This window comes from Aeromonas sp. ASNIH1 (assembly GCF_002934285.1).
Lineage (GTDB): Bacteria > Pseudomonadota > Gammaproteobacteria > Enterobacterales > Aeromonadaceae > Aeromonas > Aeromonas caviae.
On sequence record NZ_CP026228.1, the window covers coordinates 1374994 to 1390000 of the forward strand.

The following is a 15007-nucleotide window of genomic DNA, read 5'->3' on the forward strand; positions in this document are numbered from 1 at the left end:
TGATGGGATCAGCTCCCCAACCGGCTCACCTGACCCGAACCCGCGATCTCGCTGGTCAGCGCTGGGCTGCCCCAGTAGTTGACCGCACCGGCACCGGCGATCTCTATCTTGAGCTGCGACTGGGCCCGCACCTCGACCTCGCCACTACCGGCGATGCTCACCTCGACCTCCTCGCTGGTGAGCCCGGCCCCCTTGACGCCACCAGCGCCGGCAATGTTCAGCGTCATCACCCGGGCGGAGCCCTGCCCCAGATCCAGGTTGCCCAGCCCGGCGATGTTGCCCTCCAGCCGATCCAGCGTCAGCCCGCTGGCGACGATGTCCCCCGTGCCCGCCAGGGAGAGCACCAGATCATCCCCCTTGAAGTCGCGCAAGGCGCCGTTGCCAACCCCCGCCAGTGCCAACTCGTGCAGCGTCGGCAGGGTGATGGTGATCTCCAGCGGCTGGGTGGGGTCGAGCCGGTAGCCATCCTTGACCTCGATCTCCAGCTTCTCCCCCTTCTCGGTGAGTACCAGATAGGGCAGCAGGTTGGCCTCCCCCTTGACCTTGAGGGTGTGGCTCTCTCCCGCCACCAGGTACAGGTTGGCGGGCACGCCCGCCAACACCCGGGTCACCGCATGCCCAAGGGGATGCTGCTGCTCCACCACGGCCCCCTCCCCGCGCACCTTGACGTCATCCTGCCAGCTGCATCCGGTCAGTCCCAGGGCCAGCACCACTCCCAGCATCCATTTCATCCCGCTACTCCTCGTTTCCTCTTTGCCGCACGGCGCGGCAGGTGAGTGGCAATAAGCAAACCCTGTGCCATATGGCTAACATCATGATTTATCTATCCATTTCAATATTTCGAGGCTCGAAGGGTCCATAACAAAGAGTCATTCAGACCACAATCTGGTCAATCTGACCACACCCGAAGGAGGGCGTTGACCCATTTTTTTGGTTGCCGCCCCGGTTCGTTGAGCCAATAGTGATACCTGGTGCGTATAGAGCACTCCATCGCTGCTTCACCCGCCAGAATCAACAAGGAGTCAGAGCGTGACCCAAGCCAGCCACTCATTCGTTCATCCGGGCCTGCCTGCCCCCACCCGCACCCCGCTGCTGACCGGCGACGATCCCGACCACAAGCGCCGCGAGCTCCTCGCCTACTTCTGCCAGACCTTCGATCTCTACGACTCGCTGTTCGACTGCCTGGCCGACGAGCGGGCCTGGTTCAACAAGGCGATCCCCCTACGCCACCCGCTCATCTTCTACTACGGCCATACCGCCGCCTTCTTCGTCAACAAGCTGCTGGCGGCCCGTCTCATCGAGGGTCGGATCGACCCCCGCATCGAGGCCCTGGTCGCCATCGGGGTGGACGAGATGAGCTGGGACGATCTGGACGAAACCCACTACGACTGGCCCACTGTGGCCGAACTGCGCGCCTACCGCGGCCGGGTGCGGGATCTGGTGTGTGATTTCATCGAGCGAATGCCGATCGAGCTGCCCATCCATTGGCAAAGCCCGGCCTGGGTCATCCTGATGGGCATAGAGCACGAGCGCATCCACCTCGAGACCTCCAGCGTGCTGATCCGCCAGCTGCCCCTGGCCTGGGTGCGCAGCCAGCCCCAGTGGCCGGTCTGCCCCGAGGCGCGCCACGATCTCGCCGCCGTCCCCGTCAACACCCTGCTGCCGGTGGCCGGCGGCCAGGTGCGTCTCGGCAAACAGGATGCCACCTACGGCTGGGACAACGAATACGGCGAGCGCCACATCGAGCTGGCCCCCTTCCAGGCCAGCCGCATGCTGGTGAGCAACGCCGAATACCTGGCCTTCGTGCAGGCGGGCGGATATGAAGCGCCCGCCTGGTGGGACGACGAGGGCCGGGGCTGGCGCCAGTATGCCAACGCCCGCATGCCCACCTTCTGGGTCGGCGATCCCAATGAACCCGAGCAGTTGCAACTGCGGCTGATGACCGAGCAGGTCCCCATGCCCTGGGACTGGCCGGTGGAGGTGAACCAGCTGGAGGCCGCCGCCTTCTGCCGCTGGAAGGCGGATCAGACCGGCCTGCCCGTCCAGTTGCCAAGCGAGGGGGAGTGGATGCTGCTGCGGGAGCAACTGGCCGGCGATCAGCCGGACTGGATGGAGGCCCCCGGCAACATCAACCTGGCACGCTTCGCCTCCTCCTGCCCGGTGGATGCCTGCCCCCAGGGCAGCTTCTTCGATCTGGTGGGCAACGTCTGGCAGTGGACCAGCACCGCCATCGACGGCTTCGAGGGGTTCAAGGTGCACCCCCTCTACGACGACTTCTCCACCCCCACCTTCGACGGCAAGCACACCCTCATCAAGGGCGGGAGCTGGATCAGCACCGGCAACGAGGCGCTCAAGTCCTCCCGCTACGCCTTCCGTCGCCACTTCTTCCAGCACGCGGGCTTCCGCTACCTGGTCTCACGCCATCAGGAGCCCGTCATCGTGAATCCTTATGAAACCGACACGCTCGTCGCTCAGTACCTCGACTTCCAGTACGGCCCGAGCCACTTCGGGGTCGCCAACTACGCCGAGGCTCTGGCCGGTCTTGCCAGCGAGCTCTGCGGCCGCCATGAGCGGGCGCTGGATATCGGCTGCGCCACCGGCCGCGCCAGCTTCGAACTGGCTCGCCGCTTCGCCCACGTGGACGGGGTGGACTACTCGGCCCGCTTCATCGACGTGGCCCTGACCCTGGCAAGACAGGACAGCTTCCGCTATGCGGTGCCGGTGGAAGGGGATCTGGTGGAATATTGCGAGGCGCGCCTCTCCCGCCACGAGCTTGGTCGCGAGCAGAGCGAGCGGGTCCACTTCAGCCAGGGGGATGCCTGCAACCTCAAGCCCAAGTACGGCGACTACGATCTGGTGCTCGCCTCCAACCTCATCGACCGACTGCGGGAGCCCGCCCGCTTCCTGCGGGACATTGCGCCGCGCCTTCGCAGCGGCGGCCTGCTGGTGCTCACCAGCCCCTACACCTGGCTGACCGACTACACCCCCAAGGCCAACTGGCTCGGCGGCATCCGGGAAAACGGCGAGGCCCTCGGCACCTATCAGGCGCTGCAACGGCTGCTGGCGGAGGAGTTCGAGGAGCACATGCCCCCGAGGGACGTCCCCTTCGTCATCCGCGAGACCGCCCGCAAGTACCAGCACACGGTGGCTCAGCTCACCGTCTGGCGCAAACGCTGACGACGCGGCAAACGAAAGAGGGAGGCCCATGGCCTCCCTCTTCTTTATCCGGACCGCTTACCCCTCCTGTACCTGGGGCAGGGCCTCCTGCTCGCGGTAGCGGCGGGCCAGCACGGCGCACACCATCAGCTGGATCTGGTGGAAGATCATCAGCGGCAGCACCATGACACCGACGCTGGCGGCGGGGAACATGACGTTGGCCATGGGCACCCCGTTGGCCAGGCTCTTCTTGGAGCCACAGAAGACGATGGTGATCTCGTCCGCCCTGTTGAAACCGAGGCGACGGCTGATCCAGACGTTCCACCCCAGCACCAGTGCCAGCAGCACGCAGCTCAGCAGCACGATACTGGCCAAATCATACCAGCCGACCTGGTGCCAGATCCCCTGCACCACCGCCTCGCTGAAGGCCACATAGACCACCAGCAGGATGGAGCTCTGGTCCAGCTTGCCGATGAGCGGGCGATGGCTGTCGACCCAGCGACCGATGAGGGGGCGTGACAGGTGGCCCACCACGAAGGGCAGCATCAGCTGCACCATGATGGCCTGAATGGAGTGCCAGGTATCGACCCCCTCCCCCTGCACATTGATCATCAGCCCTACCAACACCGGCGAGAGGAAGATGCCGAGGATGCTGGAGGCCGAGGCGCTGCACACCGCCGCCGACACATTGCCCCCCGCCATGGAGGTGAAGGCAATGGCCGATTGCACGGTGGCGGGCAGGGCGCACAGGTAGAGGAAGCCGAGATAGATGGCCGGGCTCAGCCACTGGGGCACCAGGGGCGTGAGCAGCAGCCCCAGCAGCGGGAAGAGCAGGAAGGTGCTCGCCATCACCACCAGGTGCAGCCGCCAGTGGCCGAGGCCCGCCATCAGGTTCTGGCGCGACAGCTTGGCACCATGCATGAAGAAGAGCAGCGCCACCGCCAGCTTGGTCAGCAGACCAAACCAGACGGCCACCTGCCCCTCGCAGGGGAAGAAGGAGGCCAGCGCGACCACCACAATCAGTACAGAGGTAAAGGGATCCAGACGCACGGGGAGTCTCCAGAGAAAGCGCGTCCCGCACGGGATGGGGACGACAGGGCACGGGGAAGGCGTCATCAGACTGCGACCCCGGATACGAAGGGACAAGCTTACCCCGAACACCCTGTGGTGCAAAGTTGAGCGGCAGCCTCATTTGTTTCATTTTGTTAAACGATAACGCACATTCTCACAGCAAAACTAAACGAGTTTGCCCCTCCGGCCCCGGATCCGGCCAACAAAAAACGGGCGACCAAGGCCGCCCGTCTCCTGTTTGCCACATGCCGGTCAGCGCTGGCTGGCCAGGGGGCCGCTGCCCGCTTTTTTCTCGTTGCCACCTGACTTGCTGGCCTGCCGCTTCTCGAAACGGGAGATCCACCAGTAGGCCAGCGCCGAGAAGACCGCCGTCATGAAGACGTTGATGAAGAAGGCGCGCACCAGATCCACCCCGGCCGGGAAGGCGGAGGCGCTCATGCTCACCACGAAGATGGCGATCAGCACCGACACCACCGCCATCCCGAAGGTGCGCGATCCCATGCGGAAGTCACGGGGGGTATCGTCATGTTTCCAGCGAAACACGAAGTAGGCCACCATGATGAAGATCGGCGGCAGCATGGCGGTACCGGCGGTGAGGTTGATGGCGGTGTTCATCATCTGCTGCACCGATTCCGAGCCGAAGCCGTTGACCACCAGCATCACGAATACGAAGACAAACTGCCACCAGGCGGCGCGCACTGGCACGCCGTGCTCGTTCAGCTGGGTGGTTTTCTCGCCGTAAACCCCCTGGGGGATCTCGGAGAAGTGGATCTTCACCGGCGCCGAGGTCCACATCATCATGGAGCCGAACATGGCGATAAACAGCACCACGCCGACGAAGCGGCCCACCAGCGCCTCGGAGAGCCCGAAATACTGCGCCATGCCGGTGAAGATCTCCACCATGCCGCCAGCATAGGTGAGGCTCTCGCGCGGCACGAACACGTTCACCAGCAGGGAACCGACCGCATACATGGCACCGATGACGATACCCGCGCTGATGATCACCTTGATAAAGGACTTCTGGCCCCCTTTGACGTCATTGAGGTAGGCCGCCGCGGTCTCGGCACCGCCCGCCGCCTGGAAGATCCAGCACATGATGCCGAGGGTCGCCCAGTTGACGGTGGGAGTCATCGCCTCCAGGGTAATGGGCTGGGCCGGCACATGATCGCCACTCAAAGCCATCAGGGCGCCCAGCACATAGATGGCGAACAGGGCAAATACCCCGTAGGCCACTATTTCGGCAATCTTGCCGAGCCAGCTCGCCCCCTTGGTGGAGATGTGGGTCGCCGCCGCAAACAGCACGATGGAGATGACCGAGGTGACCATGGGCGAGAAGCTGTACTCATAGCCCAGCATGGCGTAGGAGGCGTAGGCGATGACGTTGGGCAGCAGGGAGACGAACCAGAACAGGTTCACGAACCAGTAGAGAAACGAGCCCAGATAGGCCAGCCGGGTGCCGAGCGGCTTCTTGAGCCAGTCGTACATCCCCGACTCGGAGTTTTTGTTGGCCGAAACGAACTCGGCGATGATGAAGACGAACGGGATGAAGTAGACGAGGGTCGCCAGCAGGAAGATGGGGGCGGAGCTGAGCCCCAGCTCGATGTTGTTGTTGACGATGTTGCGCACGTTGAACACGGCGGCAAAGGTCATCGACAACAGGGCAAACTTGCCTATGGTGCCGCGTACGGATTCAGACATGGTGTCCTCCAGTGGACTCGCGCTCCCTGCGGGTAACGCTGTGACTCTGTGATGTGTTTGGCAAGGGTCAGTCGGCCCCGCCCGCTACTCTCTTGTTGTGATCGGGCCGCGTGGGCGGCCTCGTTGGTGAACCGGTGCAATCTCACCGCACCAGCTCGCAATACCATTCAGACGATCGGAGTGCCCGGCGCCATCGGCACCCGAGGCTGCAACAGCACGCTCTGGCTCTCGTCCGGGGTCTCGGCGCAGAGCAACATGCACTCGGAGCGCTCGCCGCGCATCCTGGTGGGTTTCAAGTTGGTCAGCACCACCACCTCGCTGCCCATCAGCTCCTCTTCGCTGTAGTAAGGCACCAGACTGGTGACGGTCTGCAGCGGCCGCTCGCCCCCCACGTCGATCTGGACGATGTAGAGTTTGTCGGCCCCGGGGTGACGCACCACCTCCAGCACCTTGCCCACCTTCATCTCGACCCGCTTGAATTCGGCAAACTCGATCGTCTCGCTCATGCACTTTTCCTTTTCTGGTTCAACGGTTTGCGGGTGGCCAACGGCCACCCGGTTTGACGGGGTCATGACGGCTGGATGACGACCTGCGCCGCTGGCTCGGCCTCTTTCGCGCGCGCTTCGGCGCTGAGGGAGGCCTCGTATCGGTTGTATTTCCACCAGGCGAAGCCGAGGAAGATCACGATCCCGCCGACGTTGTAGAAGATGATGGTCATGATGTCGGCGCCGGTCGGGAAGGTGGAGGCGAGGAAGCCCACCGAGAAGAGGACGATCAGCACCGAGACCACGGCGATGCCGGTGGTGCGCGAACCCATCCTGAACTCCCGCGGCAGGTGGTCGAGCTTCAGCCGCAGATTGAGGTAGGCCAGCATGATGAACAGCGGCGGCAGCATGGAGGCGGCAGCGGTCATGTTGATGACGGTGTTCATCAGATCCTGCGCTGTGTTGGAGCCCAGGGTCGGGATCACCATCAGCGGCAGCACGATGAGGTACTGGATCCAGGCTGCGCGGGCGGGCACGCCGTGCTCGTTCAGCTCGACCGTCTTCTTGCCGAAGATGCCGGCCGGGATCTCGGAGAAGAAGATCTTCACCGGGGTCGCCGTCCACATCAGCAGGGAGCCGAACATGGCGGTGAAGGAGACCAGCCCGACGAAGCGGTTCATCAGGATCTCCGGCAGGCCGAAGTAGGCCGCCAGCCCCTCGAACACCTGCACCGAGCCGCCGGTATATTTCAGGGTATCGCTATGGACGAAGACGTTGATCAAAAGCGATGCGATGGAGTAGAGCACCCCGATAAAGATCCCGGCGACGATGATCACCTTGACGAAGGACTTGGAGCCCCCTTTCACGTCATTGACGTAGACCGCCACCGACTCGGCGCCACCGGCTGCCATAAAGATCCAGGTGGTGATGCCGAGGAAGGCCCAGCTGAAATCGGGGACCATGGCCTCCACCGTGATGGGGTCGGCTGACTGCACGCCGCCCGCCAGTGCCGCACCTGCCAGCAGAATGTAGGAGAGGGTCAGCAGCAGCATCAGGGACGAGGTCACCGAGGTGATGGGGCCCAGCATCTTGGCGCCGTTGGTGGAGACGTAGGTGGCAAAGGCAAACAGCACCATGCTCAAGGCCGTGGTCGCCACCGGAGTGAGAATGTACTCGTAGCCGAGGAAGGCATAGGAGGCGTAGGCGATGACCCGCGGCAGCAAGGAGGTAAAGAAGAAGAGGTTCACGAACCAGTAGGTGTAGGCGGAGATAAAGGCCCAGCGCCCGCCGAGGGAGCTCTTCACCCAGGCATACACCCCCGCTTCGGAGTTTTTGTTCAGTGACACAAACTCCGCAATGATCAGGCAAAACGGAATGAAGTAAAAAATGGTGGCCAGAAAGAACATCGGGGCCGAGGCCAGACCGATCTCGATGTTGTTGTTGATGACGTTGTTGAAGCTGAATACCGCCGCGAAGGTGAGCGACAGCAGACCAAACTTGCCTATCGTATTGCGTTTGGAATCAGACATGGTGCATCTCCAGACCTGTAGTTATCTCGCGAATGGGCGGGGCATGATGTGTAGGGCGAGCCCCGCCCTTCCGGCTTTTGTCAGTGCAGAACCGGCGGCTTGTTATTTGTTTTTGAAGTAGCCGCCTTCGACGGTGACCTTGATGATCACCTTGTGCACCGGGCTGTCGCCTGCGAACCGGTAAGCCTCGTCGTTCTCGAAGATCACCACCTGCCCGTTGCCGACCTGCTGGCGCTCACGCACCTCGCCTGCCAGCCACTCGCGGTCTGTGGTGTCGTCATAGGCCTGCTCGACCGCCAGCTCCGACTTGAGGGCCCACTCCACCGTCTCTGCTCCTTCCAGGTAGTAGTGAACGTCGAAGTAGCGGCGCTGCCCCTCGAACAACGAGGTGGCCGGGCTGGCCCCCTCCTGCAAGCGGTAGGTGAGGGAGTCACCGATGGAGTGGCAGATTCCGGGCTTGAGGTTCGGCAGGTTGTTGATGGCCTCCACGCAGCGGCCCCACTTCTTGCCCTCTCGGTAGATGTTTTTGAACAGGGTCAGGTTGTCCAGGGTGATCATGCGAGGTTCCTCCCGCCGTTGATGGTGAGATCGAGCCCGGCCAGCGCAGCCGGATTGAGGTTGCCACGGGAGATGGGCAGCAGGGTCAAACCGAAGCTGAACGGCTCGAAGCGCACCCGCCAGGAGTCCAGTACCTCGGATCCCCAGGAGTTGGAGCCGAGCCCCAGTACCTTGTGATCCAGATTGAGGGTGAGATAACCACTCGGCTCCAGCTCATTGATGTGCTGCGCCGCGTGGATATGCTCCCAGCTGTAGGGCCAGACGCTCAGGTTGATGGGGGCATCGGGTCGCACGTAGAGACCGGCGCCGTGACGGTTGGTTAGGGTCGCCCAGCGCACCTGCTGGCGGTTGCCGTTATCCTGTGGGAAGGGGTAGTGCTCCCACATCTCGCCGACTGTGCTCTGGAAGCTGTCGATCCAGTTGCTCTGGCGGCTGTCCTGATAGTTCTCGTCCGGCCCCATACCGTAGTAGTGCACCCGGTCGAGATCCTGACGAATGCCCAGCTCGAAGCCGATCTTGGGAATGATGTCGTCATAACCGCCGTAGGGCTGACCGGACAGTGCCACGTGCAGCTGACCGTTCGGGCTCAGGGTGTAGACGTAGCGGCAGCGCATACCGAAGTCGAACACCGGCGGCGCGATCAGGCTCTCGACCGTCACCTCGACCGCCTCGCCCAGCTGACGCCAGCTTAAGGTGCGGAAGTGCTCCTGCATGATCTGCAGGTGGTTCGGGTGCCACAGGCTCTCGTACTCCTGCTTGTGGTTGTCGATCATCGGCTTGAAGAAGGTGAGGCGCGGGGCTCGCTCGATAAGCTCATTACCATCCTGCTGCCAGCTCACCAGCTTGCCGTCGAGGCGTGAGAAGCGCAGGGCGAAGCCGCTGCCGCTCAAGGTCAGCGCGAGCCGCTCGTCGGCAATCTGCAATGGGGTGGCATTGGGATTGGCAAAGGGCTGCAACTGACGAGTCGACTCTTTCAGCTGGAACTGGTACTGACCCAGTTCGTGCTCCGCCGCGCTGTAACGGGTGGCAGTGGCCTTGATGACCCGCAGCTGGACGAAGGTTTCCCGCCCATCAAGGGATGGCAGCTCGAGTTGCAGCTCAGTGGTGGCACCGGGAGCAACCCCTTCCAGCCGGATTTGCTGGCTGGCCAGCAGCTCGCCCTCGGCCTTCACTTCGACCAGCAGGCGGATATCGTCGAGAGTGGAGAACCAGTAGCGGTTTTCCACCGCCAGCTTGCCGCTCGCCAGATCCAGCGCCCGCACCTTGACCGGACAGATCACCTGCTTGTATTCGCGCAGGCCAGGCCCTGGGGTCTGATCCGGATAGATGAGGCCATCCATGCAGAAGTTGTAGTTGTTGGGGTAATCACCATAGTCACCGCCGTACTTGTAAACGGGGCGCCCCTGCTCGTCCTGATCCAGAATGCCGTGATCGCACCACTCCCAGATGTAGTGGCCTTGAATGTGGGGATGACGGTCGAACACCTGCTGATATTCGCTGAGGCCACCCGGGCCGTTGCCCATGGCGTGGGCGTATTCGCAGAGGATGCGCGGCTTCGCCATCGGGAACTCGCCGAAGCAGTTCATCTGGGAGACACGGGAATACATGGTGCTCACCACATCCACCACCTCGGCATCGCGATCCTCTTCGTAGTGCACCAGCCGGGTCGGGTCGATCCCCTTGCAGCGCTGGTACATGGATCTGATGTTGCAGCCGTAGCCGGACTCGTTGCCGAGCGACCAGATGATGATGGAGGGGTGGTTTTTCTGGGCGTGTACGTGGCGCTCTATGCGATCCACGAACACCGGCTCCCAGAAGGGATCGTCGGTGATGCGGCTGAGATCGCCGACGTTGGCAAAACCGTGAGTCTCCACGTCGGTCTCCGCCATCACGAACAGACCGTACTGGTCGCACAGCTCGTAGAAGCGAGGATCGTTCGGGTAGTGGGCGGTACGTACCGAGTTGAGGTTGTGCTGCTTCATCAGCACGATATCGCGTTCAACACGATCCATGCCGACCGCACGGCTCTTGAGGTGGTCGTTGTCGTGGCGGTTCACCCCGTGCAACTTGAGGTAGTGGCCATTGACGTAAAAGAGGCCATCCTTGACCTTGATCTCACGCACCCCGACCCGCTGCGGGATCACTTCCAGCAGCTCACCCCGACCGTTGTAGAGGGAGAGTTGCAGCTGGTAGAGGTAAGGATCTTCGGCGCTCCACAGATGGGGATTGGCCAGATCCAGCGTGAAGCGGCAATCACACTTGCCGTCGATGGCGAGATGGTCGAGGGAGCCGCTGGCGATCTCGCTGCCCTGATCCAGCAGGGACCAAACCAGACGGTGATCACGGGCGGCCGCCCCCAGGTTCTCGAGCTGGATATCGCAGCTCAGGGTAGCGCTCTGATTGTCATCGGCCAGCGCGGTGCGGATGAAGAAGTCCTGCACATGGGCGGCCGGTTTGCCCACCAGATAGACGTCGCGGAAGATCCCCGCCATCCACCACATGTCCTGATCTTCGATATAGGTGGAGTCAGCCCACTGCATCACCCGCACCGACAGCAGGTTCTCGCCAACCTTGGCGTAGGCGCTTATATCGAACTCGGCGGTGAGACGACTCCCCTTGCTGAAGCCGACGTAGTGGCCGTTCACATAGACCTCGAAGTAGGTCTCCACCCCGTCAAACTTGATGATCACCTGCTCGCCGTCCCAGGCAGGGCTCAGCGTGAAGCTGCGCTGATAGGCGCCGGTGGGGTTGTTGGTCGGCACGAAGGGCACATCGATGGGGAAGGGAAAACCTTCGTCGGTGTACTGCAGCTGGCCATGCCCTTCCATCTGCCACATGTTGGGCACGGTGATCTGGCCCCACTCGCTCATGGGGCTGTGATAGAAGGCCTCCGGCACCTGCAAGGGGTGGTCGAAGTAGTGGAACTGCCACTGACCGCTCAGGCTCAGAAAACGGCGGCTCAGCTCCCGCTGCATGGTGGCCGCCAGCGCGTGGTCGGCATAAGAGAAGAAGTAGGCGCGCGGAGCCAGCCTGTTTTCACCAACGAATTGGACGTTTTCCCAGTTATTCACATGTCCTCCCGGAACAAGGCAACGTTAACTGGGTAAACTCTAGATAAACATTTACTAAATATCAGTTCTGAATAGGTAAAGTTTTAACCTGATCACAATGAACAGATGGTTTTGTGAGCGAGATCAGAAGCGGGAGATAAAGGAGAGCAAGATATGAATGAGTGGCATGGATGTTGATAGCAGTGGGCTGAACTGTAATGAAATTAATTATAAAACAATATGATATGAGTTTGCTGGAAGAGATGGGAAAGAGATTTGCTTGGGAGATGTGTCGCACCACCGCAAGATGGCGCGACTAAAAACATAGATGTTTTACTAAAATTATCGTGTAGTACCGCGCAGAGTCAATTTGCTCGGTACCAGCACCCGCAGCGGGATATCCCGCTCGTCACGCAGCCGTTCAACCAGCAGGTTGACCCCCTGGGAGCCCATCAACTCGGAGTGGATCCGCACCGTTGAGAGCGGCGGGAAGGTGAACTTGGCGGTCGGAATATCGTTGACGCTGATAAGCTCGATCTGCTGGGGAATCGCCAATCCCTTCTCGTGGATGGCACGCAGCACGCCGATGGCGATGGAGTCGGAGGCGACAAACAGTGCCCTGGGCCAGTCGCCAGCCAGCATCTCCTTCGCCAGCTTGTAGCCGGAAGCGCTGGAGAAGTCTCCGCGATAGAGGTCGCTCTCCTGCACCACCCCAAGCCGCTGGCCATAATCGCGAAAGGCGAGTTCCCGCAGATCCGGGCCATCATCCTGGCCACCGATATAGCCGATGCGCTGATGGCCCTCGGCGATGAAGAAGTCCACTACCTGCTGGCTGATGAGTGCCAGATCCACGTCAATCGAGTCAAAATCGCCCTGAGAGCGGCAATCCACGAACACCAGCTGGGCAGACAGGCCGCGCAGCACGGCCAGCCGTTCTTCCGGCAGATGGCCGATGACCAGGATGCCATCGACGGCAGAGAGCTCACGCCCCTCGGCACCGTTGTAGCAGTGGGCCAGCTCGATGTTGAGGCGGGTGCACTGGGTCTCGATACCGTAGCGGATGGCCAGATAGTAGGGATCGTTGACCTCGGTGCTCTGGGGATAGGCGTAGACAGCCAGGAGCTGCAGCTTGCTCTTGTGCACCCCTTTGCGGGCGCTGCTGGTCTTGTACTCCAGCCGCTCAGCAATCTCGAAGATCTTCTGCCTGGTCTCGTCCTTGACGCTCAGGCTGGGATCCTCGTTCAGCACACGGGATACGGTAGCAAGCGATACCCCCGCCTCCTGTGCAATTTCCTTCAACGTAGCCATCAATACCTCGCAGGCAGCATCACGTGTTCATCGGGCAACGGCTAAAGAGTAACGAGCAATCCCTTGATAGCCCAGCATTTTTACTGAAATAGAAGCAGGGAATTGAGGCGGGAGGACAGAAATGAAAAAAGGCCTCCCGTATGGGAGGCCTCTTCTGAATAGGTGCCTGACAGTGTCCTACTCTCGCATGGCGAATGCCACACTACCATCGGCGCTACCGCGTTTCACTTCTGAGTTCGGCATGGGATCAGGTGGTTCCACGGCGCTATTGCCGTCAGGCAAAAGCTGTACTGCTTGAAAATGGTGCTGATACCCAGAATCGAACTGGGGACCTCATCCTTACCAAGGATGCGCTCTACCGACTGAGCCATATCAGCACACTAACCGGTAAAGACCACGCTCAATGCGTAATCTAAAATTGGGTGCCTAGCAGTGTCCTACTCTCGCATGGCGAATGCCACACTACCATCGGCGCTACAGCGTTTCACTTCTGAGTTCGGCATGGGGTCAGGTGGTTCCACTGCGCTATTGCCGCCAGGCAAAATCTTCAATCTGAAAAAGCTGATTTAGTTATTCGTTCTCGGTATCTGCTACAAGTCTCTGAACACTTCTTGGGTGTTGTATGGTTAAGCCTCACGGGTAATTAGTATGGGTTAGCTCAACGTATCGCTACGCTTACACACCCCACCTATCAACGTTGTGGTCTCCAACGGCCCTTTAGGACCCTCAAGGGGTCAGGGATGACTCATCTCAGGGCTCGCTTCCCGCTTAGATGCTTTCAGCGGTTATCGATTCCGAACTTAGCTACCGGGCAGTGCCACTGGCGTGACAACCCGAACACCAGAGGTTCGTTCACTCCGGTCCTCTCGTACTAGGAGCAACTCCCTTCAATCATCCAACGCCCACGGCAGATAGGGACCGAACTGTCTCACGACGTTCTGAACCCAGCTCGCGTACCACTTTAAATGGCGAACAGCCATACCCTTGGGACCGACTTCAGCCCCAGGATGTGATGAGCCGACATCGAGGTGCCAAACACCGCCGTCGATATGAACTCTTGGGCGGTATCAGCCTGTTATCCCCGGAGTACCTTTTATCCGTTGAGCGATGGCCCTTCCATTCAGAACCACCGGATCACTATGACCTACTTTCGTACCTGCTCGACCTGTCCGTCTCGCAGTTAAGCTGGCTTATGCCATTGCACTAACCTCCTGATGTCCGACCAGGATTAGCCAACCTTCGTGCTCCTCCGTTACTCTTTGGGAGGAGACCGCCCCAGTCAAACTACCCACCAGGCACTGTCCGCGAGCCCGATTCAGGGCCCTGCGTTAGAACATCAAACATACAAGGGTGGTATTTCAAGGACGGCTCCAGCGCAACTGGCGTCACGCCTTCAAAGCCTCCCACCTATCCTACACATGTAGGTTCAATGTTCAGTGCCAAGCTGTAGTAAAGGTTCACGGGGTCTTTCCGTCTAGCCGCGGGTACACCGCATCTTCACGGCGAATTCGATTTCACTGAGTCTCGGGTGGAGACAGCATGGCCATGGTTACACCATTCGTGCAGGTCGGAACTTACCCGACAAGGAATTTCGCTACCTTAGGACCGTTATAGTTACGGCCGCCGTTTACCGGGGCTTCGATCAAGAGCTTCGCTTGCGCTAACCCCATCAATTAACCTTCCGGCACCGGGCAGGTGTCACACCCTATACGTCCACTTTCGTGTTTGCAGAGTGCTGTGTTTTTGATAAACAGTCCCAGCCATCTGGTCACTGCGACTCCCGACAGCTCCATCCGCAAGGGACTTCACCATCAAGAGCGAACCTTCTCCCGAAGTTACGGTTCTATTTTGCCTAGTTCCTTCACCCGAGTTCTCTCAAGCGCCTTGGTATTCTCTACCCGACCACCTGTGTCGGTTTGGGGTACGATGACTTGTAATCTGAAGCTTAGAGGCTTTTCCTGGAAGCAGGGCATCAATGGCTTCCGCACCGTAGTGCGTTCGTCTCGTGTCTCAGTGTTGTATCAGCGGATTTGCCTACCGATACCACCTACGCACTTTCACCAGGACAACCGTCGCCTGGCCCACCTAGCCTTCTCCGTCCCCCCATCGCAATTACAAGTCGTGCAGGAATATTAACCTGCTTCCCATCGAT

General features: G+C 60.7%; 9 protein-coding genes, 1 tRNA gene and 3 rRNA genes (1 of these 13 cut by a window edge). 1 reads left to right on the top strand and 12 read right to left on the bottom strand.

All coding sequences use genetic code 11. The features are described 5' to 3' along the window. Positions 1-8 precede the first annotated feature (8 nt). Positions 9-731, bottom strand: a complete 723-nt coding sequence (locus C2U37_RS06715; RefSeq protein WP_104452055.1) for a head GIN domain-containing protein — start codon at positions 729-731, stop codon at positions 9-11. 298 nt (positions 732-1029) lie between these two features. Between C2U37_RS06715 and ovoA the strand changes: the two genes are divergently transcribed. Continuing rightward, positions 1030-3177, top strand: coding sequence for a 5-histidylcysteine sulfoxide synthase (gene ovoA, locus C2U37_RS06720; RefSeq protein WP_104452056.1), 2148 nt, complete (start codon positions 1030-1032; stop codon positions 3175-3177). A 57-nt stretch (positions 3178-3234) separates the two neighbouring features. Here the strand turns inward: ovoA and C2U37_RS06725 are convergent, their stop codons facing one another. The 11 genes from C2U37_RS06725 to C2U37_RS06775 all read right to left on the bottom strand — a co-directional run. Continuing rightward, positions 3235-4206: a bile acid:sodium symporter family protein gene (locus C2U37_RS06725; RefSeq protein ID WP_104452057.1), complete on the bottom strand. Its 972-nt coding sequence runs from the start codon at positions 4204-4206 to the stop codon at positions 3235-3237. A 273-nt stretch (positions 4207-4479) separates the two neighbouring features. Then, entirely contained in the window at positions 4480-5925 is a 1446-nt protein-coding gene (locus tag C2U37_RS06730) for an amino acid permease (RefSeq protein ID WP_104452058.1), read from the bottom strand. A gap of 167 nt (positions 5926-6092) precedes the next feature. Then, the gene (locus C2U37_RS06735) at positions 6093-6431 is read right to left on the bottom strand and encodes a tRNA-binding protein (RefSeq protein ID WP_026080427.1); all 339 of its coding nucleotides are present in this window, start codon (positions 6429-6431) and stop codon (positions 6093-6095) included. A 62-nt stretch (positions 6432-6493) separates the two neighbouring features. Further along, on the bottom strand, positions 6494-7939 hold the full coding sequence (locus tag C2U37_RS06740; protein WP_104452059.1) for an amino acid permease: 1446 nt from the start codon (positions 7937-7939) through the stop codon (positions 6494-6496). 102 nt (positions 7940-8041) lie between these two features. Beyond that, positions 8042-8497 carry a beta-galactosidase subunit beta gene (locus tag C2U37_RS06745; protein ID WP_103857797.1) on the bottom strand — a complete coding sequence of 152 codons (456 nt, stop codon included), beginning with the start codon at positions 8495-8497 and terminating at the stop codon, positions 8042-8044. After that, entirely contained in the window at positions 8494-11568 is a 3075-nt protein-coding gene (gene ebgA / locus C2U37_RS06750; protein ID WP_103857798.1) for a beta-galactosidase subunit alpha, read from the bottom strand. The genes C2U37_RS06745 and ebgA overlap by 4 nt, the downstream gene beginning before the upstream one ends. 321 nt (positions 11569-11889) lie before the next feature. Next, complete coding sequence (gene ebgR, locus C2U37_RS06755) at positions 11890-12855, bottom strand: transcriptional regulator EbgR (RefSeq protein ID WP_041214116.1); 966 nt, start codon at positions 12853-12855, stop codon at positions 11890-11892. Positions 12856-13019: 164 nt separating this feature from the next. Then, positions 13020-13134 (bottom strand): 5S ribosomal RNA (gene rrf / locus C2U37_RS06760). A 22-nt stretch (positions 13135-13156) separates the two neighbouring features. Beyond that, positions 13157-13232: transfer RNA gene (locus C2U37_RS06765), tRNA-Thr, on the bottom strand. Between the two features lie 47 nt (positions 13233-13279). Then, positions 13280-13394 (bottom strand): 5S ribosomal RNA (rrf, locus tag C2U37_RS06770). An 83-nt stretch (positions 13395-13477) separates the two neighbouring features. Continuing rightward, positions 13478-15007: ribosomal RNA gene (locus tag C2U37_RS06775) — 23S ribosomal RNA — on the bottom strand; it runs 1359 nt beyond the window's last position.